Below are 13,286 nucleotides of genomic sequence, written 5' to 3' on the forward strand. Positions count from 1 at the left end.
CCCCAACGACTGCGTTCCCGCATGCCTCAGGTCATGTCAGCATATGCGCTGTATTCACCGGATTGCCTGTCCCTGAAAAGATAGACGGCCGGCTGGCCTCCTCGGGTGATTTCCGCAAAGTCGAAGTCCTCAGGAAAGTGCCACTCGTCCAGCGCCTTCCGGCAGGCCGCCATTTTTGCATCGTCCGCTTCGGCCAACAAGGCGGCCCCATCGATCTCGCCAACGAACACCATGGCGTCCGTCTCGGAAAAGAGCCATCGATTGGTCTGCCAGCTTTCAAATCCGGGCGTCCTCCTGCACACCGTATCGATCGTTTGTTTCGGGACGTTTTTCGGTATCGAATGGGCGTCGTTGAAAGAGGCATCCCACGTCCGTTCGGCTTCGCCGCTGCGGATGCACCACGGGCATACGTGCGGAATGTCCTCCTTGCAGTATATCGGGCCGCGGTACATGAATTCCCGCTCTTTTCCGCAGCATGGGCATGTCGCACGCATCGCCACGATGCAGCCGTTCGCGATGGGATCGAGAAAATACTCGAAGTCGGGAAGATCTTCTTCGGGTACCGTCATCAGTGACTCCGTTGTCGACATTGCAAAAGATGGATCGAGCACGCCATCGCTTGCCACATCTAGGCATTGCGCAGACCGGTGGAAACTCACATTTACGCCAGGCCGCTTCGGCTTCTGCCGATCGCCCCCTGCAAAGATACCTCATAACGCAAAGCGGTCACGGCTCTCGCAGTCTTTCGGCCTTATCAAGACTATTGCCCGCCATCCGACACGGCCAGGAACACCGCCTTCTGCGCCGCGAAGGCGCGTTGGTAGGCGGGGCGGGCTTCGCCGCGCGCCACATAGGCGGCAAGGTTTGCATATTCTTCCATGATGTCGGAGCCTTTCAATCTCAAGAGAACCGAGATCATCTGCAGGTCGCCGGCGCTGAAATTCCCGTCCAGCCAGTCGGCAGTGCCAAGCCGGGCGGAGAGTTCGCCGAGCCGTTTGCGGATGCGCTCATGGACGTAGGCCAGGCGTTCCTCGTACCAGGGCTCCTTGCCCTCCTGGAACCTGGCCGTTTCGCGCTCGACGATGACGGGCTCCATCGTCGAGACGGCGGCGAAGAGCCAGGCGATGGCGCGGGCGCGGGCGTTGGCATCGTCCGGCAGCAGGCCCGGATGGTGCTCGGCAATATGCAGGATGATCGCGCCGGATTCGAAGAGGGCGAGATCGCCTTCTTCATAGGTCGGGATCTGCCCGAAAGGCTGAAGCGCGAGATGTGCGGGCTCTCTCATCGCCTTGAACGAGACGAGGCGGACCTCATAGGGTTCCCCCACTTCCTCAAGCGCCCAGCGGACGCGCATGTCGCGCGCCAGGCCCCTGCCGCGATCGGGCGAGCGTTCGAAGGCGGTAATGGTAATCGTCATGATATCCTCCATGATCTGGCCGTCTGGAAGACGAGCGGCCGGGCGGGAATCCGACAGGCGATGCCGGACATAATCCCTGCGCGGACCTAGCGGGGCCGGCCTTGCGCCATCGATCAACCTTGGAACGATGGGGCGGCGGTCACAAGGAGGAAGCTTGGCAGGGTGCGTTTGGGCCAGAGGGCAGGGCGCAAAAAAAAAGCCCGCCTGGCTAGGGCGAGCCGAAGGTTTCTGCCCTGATCGGGCAGGGGGATGTCAAACGGTGGAAAGAGCCTTGCCGTTCCAGACCTCCGGTGCCGCAGGCTGCGGAGGAGCGCTTTCGTGGCCGCGCCGGGCCTGCCGCCGGCTGGCGGCATCGAGCAGCGCGGCGAAGGAGGCAAGGCTGATCCTGTCGGCGCGCAGCATCTGGCGGATCAGCGGATCCCTCAGCATGTCCGATGCAGTCATCTCATTCATCGCCTGTCCTCCCATCGCCTGCCCTCCATGTCTTTACCTATGGTAGGCGTTATTTGTAAAGAACACATGTCAAAGTAGTGACAAAAACAAGGCAGGGCGGCGCGCATTCGACGGCGGTCGTGGTCATCGTCATGGCTGTTCTCCTTGACCTCTCTGGCAAGATGACGAGCGAGCGGGCGCGAATTCGACAGCCGGTGTTCAAATTTTGCCGTTGGTCATGCTGCAGAATATCCGTCAGTCCCAGGTGCCGAGCGAGGTCGGCCCATTGTTCGAGCCACTACACCCATCTGCCGGCAGGCGCCGACAACTCTTCGGGCCGAAATTGGACTACTGTCAACAGTCTTGAATTTCGTCCATCCGGTTGACACATCTGACTTGCATTAAAAAACCGAAAATTGTAATCTAACAAAAATCTAATTTAGCGTTATCTGGATAAAATAAGTGACGACTGGGGACTTCCTAAGAAATTCCAGGGGTTGGCTTGCCTGCTGCTGAATTGGGCATCGGGCCTTTTCCGTGCATGAAATGTTGTCGCTGTTTGAGCGGCTGTTTTGGAACTCAACGTCCGATTGCGACTTCCATCGGCGGCGGTCGTAATGTGCTGCGCAGAGTGTTCTAGTGCTGGAGATGGGGGCAAAAAATTGAAAAGAGCCGCTTCGCATATTTGGCGTTGATCATTGTAACGGTGTGTTCTGCGCGGCCGTGGCGGCTGATGCCCGTCGCCTTCAGTCTTTGAAAGCGCTTGGTGGAGAACCCAGTCTTTCCGTATCCGACAAAGAGGCGAGCAATGTCAGTGGCCGGGAGGCCGGGAAGGTTCAGATCCTCATCTTTGAAGATGGCCCGCTGAACGGCGCACCCCGGCTTTACGAAATGTCGCCGCCGAATCCGTGACCCAGGCAACGGCCTCTCAGCGAGGCTCAAACACTCCGTTCATTGAGGCCAGCCTTGACCGGTCAGACAGAGCATACGTGGTTCAACCGCACCTGCGCTGGTCAAGAACCGCTGACGTAGCAACCTTACGCCTTTGCAGAGCGATATCTGCATGTTCGAACTTAAGGAGGAAGCCGTGCCATTTAGACTTTCACGTGGCGGACCGAACGTTATCGCCGAAGTCCAGCGCTGGCAGTATTTTCTGCTCAGAATTGGCATCAATCAGGCCGGACAAATTGACGGCGATTTTGGCATGAAAACGGAGACAGCGACCAAATTTTTCCAGGTACAGTCTGGTTTGACTTCAAACGGCAAGGTCAATGACCAGACGCTTCAAAAAGCCGAAGAGCTCGGCTACACGATACTACCGGACAACTATTATTCAGATCGTGCGGGCACTTCCTTCCCAGCTGAACCAAACAATCTTGAAAGTCCGTCCAACGCGTCACGCAACGCGGCTTTTACATGCTTTAAGTTCACTCAACGACCACGAGCGCAACGCCCGGACGCGGAAGCGATCGTTATGAAGGGGAGTTGCGACGGCGCCCTGCCGGATTGGACCGCGGCAAAAATCACCGAGATCCCTATGCCGCAACTCAGGTTCGCGCGCGGGTTTAACGGCAAGGTGCGCTGCCACAAGCTCGCTGCACCAATGTTGACCAAGCTGTTCGAAGCATGGGAACGGGCTGACCTTCTGCATTTGATCATGAGCTATGAGGGTTGCTTCGTGCCACGTTACAAGCGTAACCAGGCTCCGCCCGGCGCAGGCGGACACGGCGAGAAAAAAAGTGTCGATGTCAGTGCCCTCAGCAACCATTCGTTTGGCTCTGCATTCGACATCAATTTTCCCGACAATATGTTGGGTCATGTTCCCGCGCGCTGTGGCATGCGAGGCTCGACCCGGGAGCTCGTTCGTGCCGCTAACGATCTTGGCCTGTTCTGGGGGGGACATTTCAGCACACAAGACGGCATGCATTTCGAGATCAGCAAAGTGTCCTGATCAAGAAGCTGCCTGCTTCCGCGAAGCAGCCAAGGAGGACTTTATGAAGCCCCGAATGAACCCACTGCTTGCCGCTGGTCTATTGGCGGCGTTGCTGCAAGGAGAGATCCGCCAGGCCGAGGCCGCGGATTGTCCCTTCGCGGACTGGCGTACCTACAAGAACACGGAGCTGCGCCGTACCGCCGATCACAAAGCATATTTCTGGATTACCAGCCGCACGGCGATCGATGCGGATGGTGCGCCAAGGGCCTATCATCCCGACGATGTCGGAAAGCCGTGCGGCGCCACCGGCGCAGGCCTCGATTGCCCTGCCAACGCCGGATATCCGAACAAGTCCTGGTGGCCGACGGTACTGGCTGTGGATCCTGCTGACCCGGGCAAGGCTTTCGTTCAGCCCTCGGGTCCTGCTCAAGGATTTTTTGTGTCCAAGACGGCGCTGCAGGATTCCGCCAACGGAAACGAGCGCGAAACGCTGCGCTATGTCGATGCTTCGACAATCCCGTATGTCGTCTTTCCCCGGCCGTTCTTCCAATTGGCGGGAACAGGCAAGCTGGGAGATTTGGGGATCGCATATCATCTCCAGACGCAGAAGAAGACAGCCTTTATCGTGGCCGATATCGGGCCTGACGAACCGCTGGGTGAAGGCTCGATTGCTCTGTTTCAGGCACTTGGCGGCAACAATCCGAACCCGCGCACCGGAGGCGGCGTGGCAAGCGGTAAGGTGTTATATCTCGTTTTTCCACGATCGGTCGATCAACGCGCCCGAAAGTGGCCAATGACACCGGCACAGATCGACCAGGCGGTCGAGACCTTGCTCGGGACTATCGGTGGCGAGAGTGTTCTTCAGACCTGTGCCTCCTCAGGCTGAGAGACCGGAGCCGGTAAAACCATGGCTCGACCCCGGTCAGGTTAGGGTGAGGGGGCCACACACTCAGGCCTTTCAGGTGTTCAAGCCGCCGGGGATGGTGGGCACGAATCCTTACAGCGAGGTTCGCCAGGAAGCGTGAACGACTGGAACGCTCATTCGTCCGACATTAGATAGAGCGTCTTGGTCGCCGGGAAACCGCCCAAAGCTGGTGTCTGAGCAACCCTGTTAACCGATCGAAGCAGAGATATGCCCAATGGATGAGAGCTGCCCCGTCCTCACCCCTGCCGAACGGCAGGTCAACGAGATCCTGAGTCGGACCGAACAGGCCATGTTTGCGACGGTGCGCAAAGCTATCGAGGATGCCAGGAACCGGGCCGGCGAAGAGCTGCAGACTGTCGGATCTCGGGAGATGCTGCCTGCCTATGATTATTTCGCCGCGGTGATGCATCAGAAACTGTTCCTGATGTTATGCGGCGCCGATCCCGATACGTTCGAGGGCGGGAATCCTGAGATCGCCGCGCGTCTCCTCGACAATGGCCGCAACATATCCATCCACTACTGGGCAGGCAAAGACCCGGCGAAGTCTGCGGGCTAGCAGCCGCACCTTCACATATCTCAAAACGCCCCCTTCAGCGCCTCCATCACCACTCGAACAGCCGGCACATCCTTGATCTCGGCGTGGACCACCAGCCAGACCTCCCGCGTCAGCGGATCTTCATCCTCGATCCGCTGCAGGCCATCCGGCACCGCGAAATCCGGCAGCATGACGACACCGCCGCCGAGCCTTGCGGCGGCGGCCTGGAACTCCAGAACCGATGAGCGGATGGCGATCGGCCGGCCGGCGGCGCGTTCGAGGAGCCGCAGTTGCTGCGGCGAGGCGTTCATGCCCTCGTCATAGCCGATGAAGGTCCATTGCGCCTCCGGCACGGTTTCGAGATAGGCCTTCGATGCATAGAGATGGAAGGCGATCTGCCCGATTTTGGCGATGGCATAGTCGCCATCTTCCGGCCGCGACAGCCGCACCGCGATATCCGCCTCCCGGCGGTTCAGCGAGGCGAGCCGCTTTTCGCCCACCAGCGTGATCTCGATGCCCGGATGCTGCCGCCTGACGGCGACGACAGGTTTGGCGAGAAGCACGCTCGACAGCGCCGGCGGGGCGCTGATCCGCACATGGCCGCGCATGTCGGTGGCGCTCGTGCGGCCAAGCTGCTCGATGACAGCCGTCTGCTGCGCGACGAGGGCCGCGTGCCTCGCAACCTCTTCGCCTTCAGCGGTCAGGACGATGCGCCGCCCGCGGCGGTCGACGAGCTTGCGGCCGAGGTTCTTTTCGAGCGCGCTGACGCGCCGGCTGATCGTCGCGTGCTCGACGCCGATCTGCCGTGCCGCCCCGAGAAAGGTTCCGGCCTGCGCCAGCGCCAGGAAATGCCTGATATCGTCCCAATCTATCTGTGTGAAATTGGCTATCTGTGTGAATTCCTTCCCAATCATTGTGCGACAATAGGGAATTTTCACACATATGACCACCGGCTAGTTTGTCTTCCTGTAACGGAGCCCCCACAAAGGAAATTGAACGATGACTGACCAGATCGTCCTGCTGAATGCCCCCGGCGATGTCACCCAGTTCCGGCTGCAGGATCAGCCGCCGCAATCCCCCGCTGCAGGCGAGGTCAAGATCCGTCATCAGGCCATCGGCACCAATTTCCTCGATGTCTATCACCGCAAGGGGCTCTACGCGCTGCCCTCCTATCCCGCCGTCATCGGCGTGGAGGCGGCGGGCGTCGTCGAAGAGGTCGGCCCCGATGTCACGGCGCTTTCGCCGGGCGACCGCGTCGCCTATGCCGGCCCGCCGGCCGGCGCCTATGCCTCCACCCGCATCTTGCCAGCCGAAAGGGTGATCCGGCTTCCCGTTGCGGTCTCCGCAAAGGTGGCGGCAAGCTCGCTGCTCAAGGGCATGACGGCCTATATGCTTTTGAAGAAGGTCTGCAATGTCGGCGACGGCAGCACCGTTCTGATCCATGCCGCCGCCGGCGGGCTCGGCAGCATTCTCGTGCGCTGGGCCAAATCGATTAGCGCCACCGTCATCGGCACGGTCGGTTCGGCCGAGAAGGCAGCGCTCGCCGCCTCCTATGGCGCCGACCACCTGATCGTCGGGCGAGGGGCCGATATCGTCGCCGAGGTCAAGCGGCTGACTGATGGAAACGGCGTCGATGTCGCCTATGACGGCATTGGCGGCGATATGCTCCTGAAGAGCATTCGCGCCGTGCGCCCGTTCGGTACCGTTGTCACCATCGGCCAGGCCGCAGGTCCCATTCCGCCCGTTGCCGTGGAAGAGCTTCGGCCCGGCAAATCGCTCTCGCATCCGAGCATCATGGCCTGGAGCGCCGATCTCGGCCGCTACCGCGAGGCCGCTGAGGCTGCGATATCAGCGATGGAGCGGGGTATCGTCTGCGAGATCGCTGCCGAATACGGCTTGGCGGATTTTGCGAAGGCGCATGAGGAGATGGAGTCGGGGCGGTCGGCGGGGAGCATATTGCTGCTGCCGTGATGGCGAATCATGCCGCATGAGAAGATTCGCGCATCGCCGGTTTTCTACCAGTCGCTGCACCTTTGAAACCCTTTAATACCGGTGTTTGTGGAGCCACAAATTGCGGCGCAATCGAATGATCGCGGAAGTTATGATCGGCCCCGAATTGTCAGGAAAGGGAGCGCGATAGGAGGTTTAGTTAAGACTAAATTATCAATGCGCTGTGAGATTTTATATCGGCCGGCAAGCTGGTCAGGCCACTTCGGGAGGAGACTCGCATGAAACGCCCAAGCATCAAGCAGGCCCTTGTTCTGACACTGTCTGCCATCAGCATTTTCGTTATCAGTCTATCCTATGTTTCACTGAGTACGATCTCCACGATCAGCTCGCACGCGGAGCAGATCGGGCACTTCTGGATGGAGCGGCTCGTGACGGCGCGCGAGATCAAGGGCAGTTTCCTCGATCTGCAACTGGCTTATTCCGATTTCCTCCTGGATACGACGGCCGAAGACCAGGGCGCCGGCACGCAACGGATCGCCACGGCGGCCACCTCCCTCGACACGTTCGTCCTCGACTATGAAAAGGGCGTTCGCACCGAGCGGGGGCGTGAACTGATCAATCAAATCAAGCCGGAGCTTTCCAAATTCCGTGACATGGCGGAGCAGATGGTCGCCCTGCAGACCAGCGGCAAGCCATCCGACGCCGCCCGCCTCTTCAAGGATATGATGGAGCCGCAGGCCAAGGTGGTGAACGCTCGCATTGGCGATCTCGTTGAGTTCATCCTCAGCCAGGCGGGAAGTTTCGTGGCTGCGAGCGGCGCTTCGGCGAATTCGGCCTTCACGCTGACGGCGGCGATTGCAGCGCTCGCGGTGACGATCGCTGCGGCTGGCATTGTGTTCGCAATCCTGGGAATTGCCACTCCCATCCGCAGGATCGCATCCGCAATGGGGCGCCTGTCAGCCGGAGATCTCGACAGCGATATCCCCTATGCCGGTCGCGCCGACGAAATCGGCGACATGGCGGGTGCCGTCGAAGTCTTCCGGCAGAATGCGCTCAATGTGGTGCGGCTCGAAAGGGAGGCTGCAACAACGCGGAGCGAAGCCGAAGCGGCGCGCGCGGCGGCTCAGCGGCGGGCTGAGCGTGAGGCGGAGCAGTTGCGCTTCGCGACGACGGCGCTGGGTGAGGGACTGCGGCGTCTGTCGGAAGGCGACATATTCTTTCAGCTTTCCGAGCAATTCGCGGCGGAATATGAAGCGCTGCGCCAGGACTTCAACGCCTCGCTGCACCAATTGGGGATGACGATCGGTGCCGTGCTGCAGACGGTGCGCAGCATAGATAACGGCACCAGCGAGATTGCATCGGGTGCTCAGGACCTGTCGAAACGGACCGAGCAGCAGGCGGCTTCCCTCGAAGAGACCGCGGCGGCTCTCGATGAGATTACGTCGACCGTCTCGACAGCGACCAAGCGGACGGAGGAAGCACGTCACGTGGCGAGGGAAGCCAATGCCAGCGCGCAGCATTCGGCGACCGTGGTATCGGAAGCCGAGCAGGCGATGCGCCGCATTGAAGGCAGTTCGCAGCAGATTTCAAACATCATCGGCGTGATCGATGAAATCGCCTTCCAGACGAACCTTCTCGCATTGAACGCCGGTGTCGAGGCGGCCCGCGCTGGCGAGGCGGGCAAGGGTTTCGCCGTCGTGGCGCAGGAGGTCCGGGAGCTTGCGCAGCGTGCCGCTCAAGCGGCGAAGGAAATCAAGGTGCTCATCCAGCAGTCGTCGGCCGAAGTCGAGAACGGCGTGAAACTCGTTCTCCAGACCGGAGCGTCGCTGAAGTCGATCGGCGACTATGTCGCGCAGATCAATCAGGTCATGGACGCGATCGCGACCGCGGCACGCGAACAGTCGACCGGACTCGCCGAAATCAACACCGCCGTCAACCAGATGGATCAGTCGACGCAACAGAATGCGGCGATGGTCGAACAATCGACCGCAGCCGTCGCGTCGCTGTCTTCAGAAGCAGGGCGTCTGCGCGAGCTGGTCAACCAGTTTCAGGTGGGGGCGACCGGGGCAGGCGAGCATGGACGCAACGCCCGGTCGGCTGAAACCGGCGCGGTGGTCGATCTGGTGGCTGCACGCCGCATCACGCAACGATGAAACCTGCGAGCGAGGAGCGCTGTCATGGAGCGGGCACCGTCTGCGGGGATCTCAACGGCAGCCCCGTCCCCTTGCAACGTAGCGTGTATTATAAACTGCGTAATACGACAGCTACAGCCTCACCTTGTGGGAAGCTGATAACCTCCTCTGGTAAAGGCCAGTCCGCTAAAGCCTCCGGCTCGTCCTCCCCGTCGACAGTGACGGTCCTGAGCCGTGAAGCGAGTTGGTCGAACGTCGTCCGCGCCTGATGCGACAACTCGGTCGAAACTGGGGAGAGGTCCTTTGATGGACCCCAGTAATCCCACGGCTTCAGTTCCAGCTTACGCAAGGCTGCCATTTCTCGAAGCAGGCTTCCCGCGACGAACCACTCCCCGCCAAGGTCGAGACTCGACACGCCAAATCGGGAGGCGATCTCTGGCTCGTCTTTGATCCGAAACCATGCCTCGCTTGCTGTTAGGAACCGCTCGCGCGGCACGTCCAGCGTATCGAAGGAAACTCCCCCGATCGCTGCAAACTCCACATCGAGCCGTTTCCAACGCGCGCCGTCATGCCATTCGCAAAGCCAATGATCTTCCCAATGCCCAGGCACCAGATAGTCGGCAAACCCGACACGGAGGCGAGCGGGGGTGCCGCGCTCACGAAATCTGCTAACCGCCAGTATAGCAAAGTCCCGGCATACGCCGCCGACCTTGTGCTGTGCGGAAACGCCGTCAAGCAAATTGCGTTTTACGGCGACAGCCAGAATCTCTGCCACCGAACGAAGCTCCAGATCGGCGGCCTGTTCAGGTTTGAAGCCTCGTTCTTCGGACTCGGCCCCGCGAGGATGCTGCATGAACGAGCTGATCCACCGGGCAAATGACTTAGGCTCGACGCCACCGCGCATCAAGGTTTCGCGATAGGGGCCAGGTTCCGAGTAGACGCTTTGGGAAGCATAGAAGGATTTGTGCATTGGTGTCTCTTTCCGTTGAGATTGAGACACGACAAGAAGGGCAAATTTTCAAAAATTGTCAATCGAGCGACGCGGGCTACAGGCGGCCCGCGAAGTTTCTCAGGAGCGCCAGGCCTTCCAGCCAATCGCCGAGTTCGCTTTGGCCGTTGATGTGGCCGGCCGCGCCGATCACCGCCAACGCGCTTCCCCATTGCTCTGCCCGCATCTCGGCATAGGGCAACGAACCATAGGGATCATCGGTACTTGCCACGATGAGAGAGGGAAATCGAAACCGCTTCCGGGGTACCTCTGCGAAGCTTGCCGCCTGCGCGGGAAAAGCCGGAGACGCCGGATCCGGCACGGCGACCAGCATTGCCCCCTTGATCGGCAGATCGGAACCTTCATGCCAATGGGCGACGAGCAGGCAGGCGAGGCTGTGGGCCACCAGAACGGGCGGCCTTCGCGCCGCACGCACGGCCTGCTCCAGCGCCGCGATCCAGTCGGAAAGATCCGGCTCGTCCCAGCTCGCGGGGTCGAAACGGCGGATGGAGGGATCGGCGCTCTCCCAACGGCTTTGCCAATGGAACTCGCCGGAATTGCCGATGCCCGGCAGATGGATGATTTCGGTCATGCTTCGCCTCTTTAAATCTACGCATCAGGCTTTCCGAAAATGGATTCTGATTTTCGGGCCGATGCTTGTGATTACGGCATCAACATGACCGTTTACTCAGAGATGATAAATTGGCATTCATCGGAAAAGTTCACTGCAAACCGATGGATTCAAAGTCGATGGCAAAACATTTCGATAGTCGTGCCGAGCTCGATCCAACCGACATTGCCATGATCGAAACCCTGCAGGGCGACGGGCGCATCAGCGTTTCCGAACTTGGAAGAAGGGTCGGCCTCTCGCAGCCGGCAGCGTCGGAACGGCTGAAACGGCTTGAAGAACGCGGCATCATCAGCGGCTACAGGGCTGTCATCGATCCTGCTTCGGTCGGGCTCGGAATGATGGCGATCATCCGCCTGCGCACCACGCACGAATATATCAAGACCTGCCTGAAGCAGTTTTCGGAAATGCCTGAGGTCATCGAGGTTTTCAGGCTGACGGGAGAAGACTGCTTCCACCTGAAAGTCATCGTGCCTTCGCCGGCGGAGCTGGAGAGCATCGTCGATGCCATTGCCCGCTACGGCTCGGTCAACACTGCGATCGTTTTACGCAGTGAGCCTCCCAAACCTATCGGGCGCGCGCTCATAATGAAGGGCTGATTTCGCGGTAATCGCGATAGAAGTGTTGCCGGGCTCGAACAGCGGCGTCGTATCGCAACGCGATACGACGAACTCGCCGCTTTCGTCAGTTTTTACGCATGTCGTTGCCGCAAACCGCTACACACTTTTGCGCGACATGCTTTAATTCGATCTCACCGTCTTGCTGGCGATCAGCATCACGAGCTCTTCCGAGGCATCGGCAAGCGCCAGTGCCAGTTCCGCTGCTGACCATCCATGTTTCTGCAGATTGGTGAGCATTCCCATCATTGCGATTTCGACGTCCCTTCTGCAGTTCGCAGTCTGTTTCAATTCGATGTGGTTCTGGTCTTCGGTCGTGATCATCTTAGCCTCCGTTTGCCCATGAGAGGGCAGTTCGCATCAGAATTCTCCAGGTTCGATAGAATGGGGTTGCGCGTCAGCGTCAGGCTCATACGCATAGACTCAAGCGCCTGAATTTGCGCGCAACCCCTCGCTTCGTCACACCTGGCCTTGCCATCGATCGCCTCAATCCTCCCCCCAGTTGAGAGATCGAGGAGGCCTGCGCAGCCGGTTATAAGTATTCTTTTTGGCGACTGCGGGTTGTGTGACGAAGAGTCTCCACAATAGGCCGAAGCCTATGCAGAACACGCACGGATATTTCCCGGACAGTTCATCGCTGTCCGCCTCGTATTCTGTGTTTCTTCTTGAATTCCTGCCGTTTCACCTGGAATTGCTACGTCTCGACGCGGCGCTGGCAGGTGAAATATTCTGGTCTTTTCCGTCTTCATTCAGGAATTAACCGTAGCTATTTAAATACAGCCATGGGACGCAATTGTCGTTATTCCCGCGTCCTGAAACTTATCGTTCCGTACATTTCTGCTCCAAAAGGAGTATGAGACGGTATGAGAGGGTGAATGCAGGCATGACGGACGAAAGCACCGTCGATCGCGATCCCGGTCACAAAGCCGCCGCTCAATCGTCAGCAAATTGCCCCGCCACCGCCGCACTGTGCCCTCTTAAAGGTCCATCGTTGCGACCTCGCCAGCCTCCAGCGGCTGAGCGATCGACCGAGGCGGTCCTGCTGCCGATCAAATCATGCACGTGAAAAGGAATGACTATGATCACTCGTTACACACCCGTCGCAACGATGACCGCTGCGGTCTTCTGCCTGCTTGCCCTTAGCCCGGCATCCGCCGAGGACCTGGCCCAGGCGCAACAGCAGCCGCCGGCGCAGGGCCAAGCACCGATGCAAGGGCAGACCGGCGACAATGGTGCCGCCGCCCCTGTCAGCGATCAGAAAATCGACGCCTTTGCCGTCGCCTATCTGCAGGTCGACAAGATCAGGAAGGAATATTCGGCCAAAATCGGCGCGACGACGGACGAAGCTGCGAAGCAAAAGCTGCAGGAAGAAGCCAAGAAGCAGATGGTCGACACCGTCGAAGCCTCCAAGGACATCTCTGTCGAGGAATACTCGTCGATCCTGACGGCCGCACAGAGCGACCCGGCTCTCGCCAAGAAGGTTCTGGAAAAGATCGGCGCCCCGCCGCCGGCGCAGCAGCAATAGGGCTGCGCGCTTCTGCATAATCCTCAAATCGCAGAGGATTGCGTCGAGGAATTCAGCTCGATTACTGGGGCAAGGTCAGCGCCATCCTGGCCTGGTTCCCCCGATCACCGACGATCGCCTTCTGCTCGTTCGCCAATATCGGCATGCGGCGGGCAGGTTCTTCCTGGAAATACCGGGAGGCGGCCTCGACGAGCGGGACGTCGA

Annotated in this window: 14 protein-coding genes; 7 read left to right on the forward strand and 7 right to left on the reverse strand. The window is 59.7% G+C overall.

Features of this window, described 5'->3' with window-relative positions; translation table 11 throughout:
- Positions 1 to 26: 26 nt before the first annotated feature.
- The 3 genes from FHT87_RS30240 to FHT87_RS30250 all read right to left on the reverse strand — a co-directional run bounded on the left by FHT87_RS30240 (position 27) and on the right by FHT87_RS30250 (position 1,870).
- Positions 27 to 569: a CbrC family protein gene (locus FHT87_RS30240; RefSeq protein ID WP_183806398.1), complete on the reverse strand. Its 543-nt coding sequence runs from the start codon at positions 567 to 569 to the stop codon at positions 27 to 29.
- Positions 570 to 760: 191 nt separating this feature from the next.
- Positions 761 to 1,417: a glutathione S-transferase family protein gene (locus tag FHT87_RS30245; protein WP_183806400.1), complete on the reverse strand. Its 657-nt coding sequence runs from the start codon at positions 1,415 to 1,417 to the stop codon at positions 761 to 763.
- A 252-nt stretch (positions 1,418 to 1,669) separates the two neighbouring features.
- A complete protein-coding gene (locus tag FHT87_RS30250) occupies positions 1,670 to 1,870 on the reverse strand; it encodes a hypothetical protein (RefSeq protein WP_183806402.1) in 201 nt (66 codons plus the stop codon).
- A 1,042-nt stretch (positions 1,871 to 2,912) separates the two neighbouring features.
- Here FHT87_RS30250 and FHT87_RS30255 point away from each other — a divergent pair.
- The 3 genes from FHT87_RS30255 (at position 2,913) to FHT87_RS30265 (ending at position 5,263) form a co-directional block, all read left to right on the forward strand.
- Positions 2,913 to 3,800 carry a M15 family metallopeptidase gene (locus tag FHT87_RS30255; protein ID WP_183806404.1) on the forward strand — a complete coding sequence of 296 codons (888 nt, stop codon included), beginning with the start codon at positions 2,913 to 2,915 and terminating at the stop codon, positions 3,798 to 3,800.
- Positions 3,715 to 4,668, forward strand: coding sequence for a glycoside hydrolase family 75 protein (locus tag FHT87_RS30260; RefSeq protein ID WP_183806406.1), 954 nt, complete (start codon positions 3,715 to 3,717; stop codon positions 4,666 to 4,668). The genes FHT87_RS30255 and FHT87_RS30260 overlap by 86 nt, the downstream gene beginning before the upstream one ends.
- A 253-nt stretch (positions 4,669 to 4,921) precedes the next feature.
- Positions 4,922 to 5,263 (forward strand): hypothetical protein, encoded by a 342-nt coding sequence (locus tag FHT87_RS30265; RefSeq protein ID WP_183735906.1) that lies wholly within the window; start codon positions 4,922 to 4,924, stop codon positions 5,261 to 5,263.
- Positions 5,264 to 5,283: 20 nt separating this feature from the next.
- Here the strand turns inward: FHT87_RS30265 and FHT87_RS30270 are convergent, their stop codons facing one another.
- A complete protein-coding gene (locus FHT87_RS30270) occupies positions 5,284 to 6,156 on the reverse strand; it encodes a LysR family transcriptional regulator (protein ID WP_183806407.1) in 873 nt (290 codons plus the stop codon).
- Between the two features lie 85 nt (positions 6,157 to 6,241).
- Between FHT87_RS30270 and FHT87_RS30275 the strand changes: the two genes are divergently transcribed.
- Positions 6,242 to 7,213: a quinone oxidoreductase gene (locus tag FHT87_RS30275; protein WP_183806409.1), complete on the forward strand. Its 972-nt coding sequence runs from the start codon at positions 6,242 to 6,244 to the stop codon at positions 7,211 to 7,213.
- Between the two features lie 257 nt (positions 7,214 to 7,470).
- Positions 7,471 to 9,345 carry a methyl-accepting chemotaxis protein gene (locus FHT87_RS30280; RefSeq protein ID WP_183806411.1) on the forward strand — a complete coding sequence of 625 codons (1,875 nt, stop codon included), beginning with the start codon at positions 7,471 to 7,473 and terminating at the stop codon, positions 9,343 to 9,345.
- A gap of 88 nt (positions 9,346 to 9,433) precedes the next feature.
- Here FHT87_RS30280 and FHT87_RS30285 read toward each other — a convergent pair whose 3' ends face one another.
- Positions 9,434 to 10,294 carry a transglutaminase-like domain-containing protein gene (locus tag FHT87_RS30285; protein ID WP_183735910.1) on the reverse strand — a complete coding sequence of 287 codons (861 nt, stop codon included), beginning with the start codon at positions 10,292 to 10,294 and terminating at the stop codon, positions 9,434 to 9,436.
- 76 nt (positions 10,295 to 10,370) lie between these two features.
- Positions 10,371 to 10,904: an alpha/beta fold hydrolase gene (locus tag FHT87_RS30290; RefSeq protein WP_183806413.1), complete on the reverse strand. Its 534-nt coding sequence runs from the start codon at positions 10,902 to 10,904 to the stop codon at positions 10,371 to 10,373.
- 158 nt (positions 10,905 to 11,062) lie between these two features.
- Here FHT87_RS30290 and FHT87_RS30295 point away from each other — a divergent pair, with 158 nt between their 5' ends.
- Positions 11,063 to 11,539: an Lrp/AsnC family transcriptional regulator gene (locus FHT87_RS30295; protein WP_183806415.1), complete on the forward strand. Its 477-nt coding sequence runs from the start codon at positions 11,063 to 11,065 to the stop codon at positions 11,537 to 11,539.
- A 141-nt stretch (positions 11,540 to 11,680) separates the two neighbouring features.
- On the opposite strand, the gene FHT87_RS30300 is transcribed toward FHT87_RS30295, so the two are convergent.
- Positions 11,681 to 11,881 carry a hypothetical protein gene (locus tag FHT87_RS30300; RefSeq protein ID WP_183735913.1) on the reverse strand — a complete coding sequence of 67 codons (201 nt, stop codon included), beginning with the start codon at positions 11,879 to 11,881 and terminating at the stop codon, positions 11,681 to 11,683.
- A 754-nt stretch (positions 11,882 to 12,635) separates the two neighbouring features.
- Here FHT87_RS30300 and FHT87_RS30305 point away from each other — a divergent pair.
- Positions 12,636 to 13,082 (forward strand): DUF4168 domain-containing protein, encoded by a 447-nt coding sequence (locus FHT87_RS30305; RefSeq protein WP_183806432.1) that lies wholly within the window; start codon positions 12,636 to 12,638, stop codon positions 13,080 to 13,082.
- Positions 13,083 to 13,286: the final 204 nt, after the last annotated feature.

This window comes from Rhizobium sp. BK316 (assembly GCF_014193695.1).
Classification (GTDB): domain Bacteria; phylum Pseudomonadota; class Alphaproteobacteria; order Rhizobiales; family Rhizobiaceae; genus Rhizobium.

What these genes read in the sequence shown, in the direction of transcription:
- FHT87_RS30240 (WP_183806398.1), bottom strand. Translation starts at nt 569, where the DNA reads ATGACGGTACCCGAAGAAGATCTTCCCGACTTCGAGTATTTTCTCGAT.
- FHT87_RS30245 (WP_183806400.1), bottom strand. Translation starts at nt 1,417, where the DNA reads ATGACGATTACCATTACCGCCTTCGAACGCTCGCCCGATCGCGGCAGG.
- FHT87_RS30250 (WP_183806402.1), bottom strand. Translation starts at nt 1,870, where the DNA reads ATGAATGAGATGACTGCATCGGACATGCTGAGGGATCCGCTGATCCGC.
- FHT87_RS30255 (WP_183806404.1), top strand. Translation starts at nt 2,913, where the DNA reads ATGTTCGAACTTAAGGAGGAAGCCGTGCCATTTAGACTTTCACGTGGC.
- FHT87_RS30265 (WP_183735906.1), top strand. Translation starts at nt 4,922, where the DNA reads ATGGATGAGAGCTGCCCCGTCCTCACCCCTGCCGAACGGCAGGTCAAC.
- FHT87_RS30270 (WP_183806407.1), bottom strand. Translation starts at nt 6,156, where the DNA reads ATGATTGGGAAGGAATTCACACAGATAGCCAATTTCACACAGATAGAT.
- FHT87_RS30275 (WP_183806409.1), top strand. Translation starts at nt 6,242, where the DNA reads ATGACTGACCAGATCGTCCTGCTGAATGCCCCCGGCGATGTCACCCAG.
- FHT87_RS30280 (WP_183806411.1), top strand. Translation starts at nt 7,471, where the DNA reads ATGAAACGCCCAAGCATCAAGCAGGCCCTTGTTCTGACACTGTCTGCC.
- FHT87_RS30285 (WP_183735910.1), bottom strand. Translation starts at nt 10,294, where the DNA reads ATGCACAAATCCTTCTATGCTTCCCAAAGCGTCTACTCGGAACCTGGC.
- FHT87_RS30290 (WP_183806413.1), bottom strand. Translation starts at nt 10,904, where the DNA reads ATGACCGAAATCATCCATCTGCCGGGCATCGGCAATTCCGGCGAGTTC.
- FHT87_RS30295 (WP_183806415.1), top strand. Translation starts at nt 11,063, where the DNA reads ATGGCAAAACATTTCGATAGTCGTGCCGAGCTCGATCCAACCGACATT.
- FHT87_RS30300 (WP_183735913.1), bottom strand. Translation starts at nt 11,881, where the DNA reads ATGATCACGACCGAAGACCAGAACCACATCGAATTGAAACAGACTGCG.
- FHT87_RS30305 (WP_183806432.1), top strand. Translation starts at nt 12,636, where the DNA reads ATGATCACTCGTTACACACCCGTCGCAACGATGACCGCTGCGGTCTTC.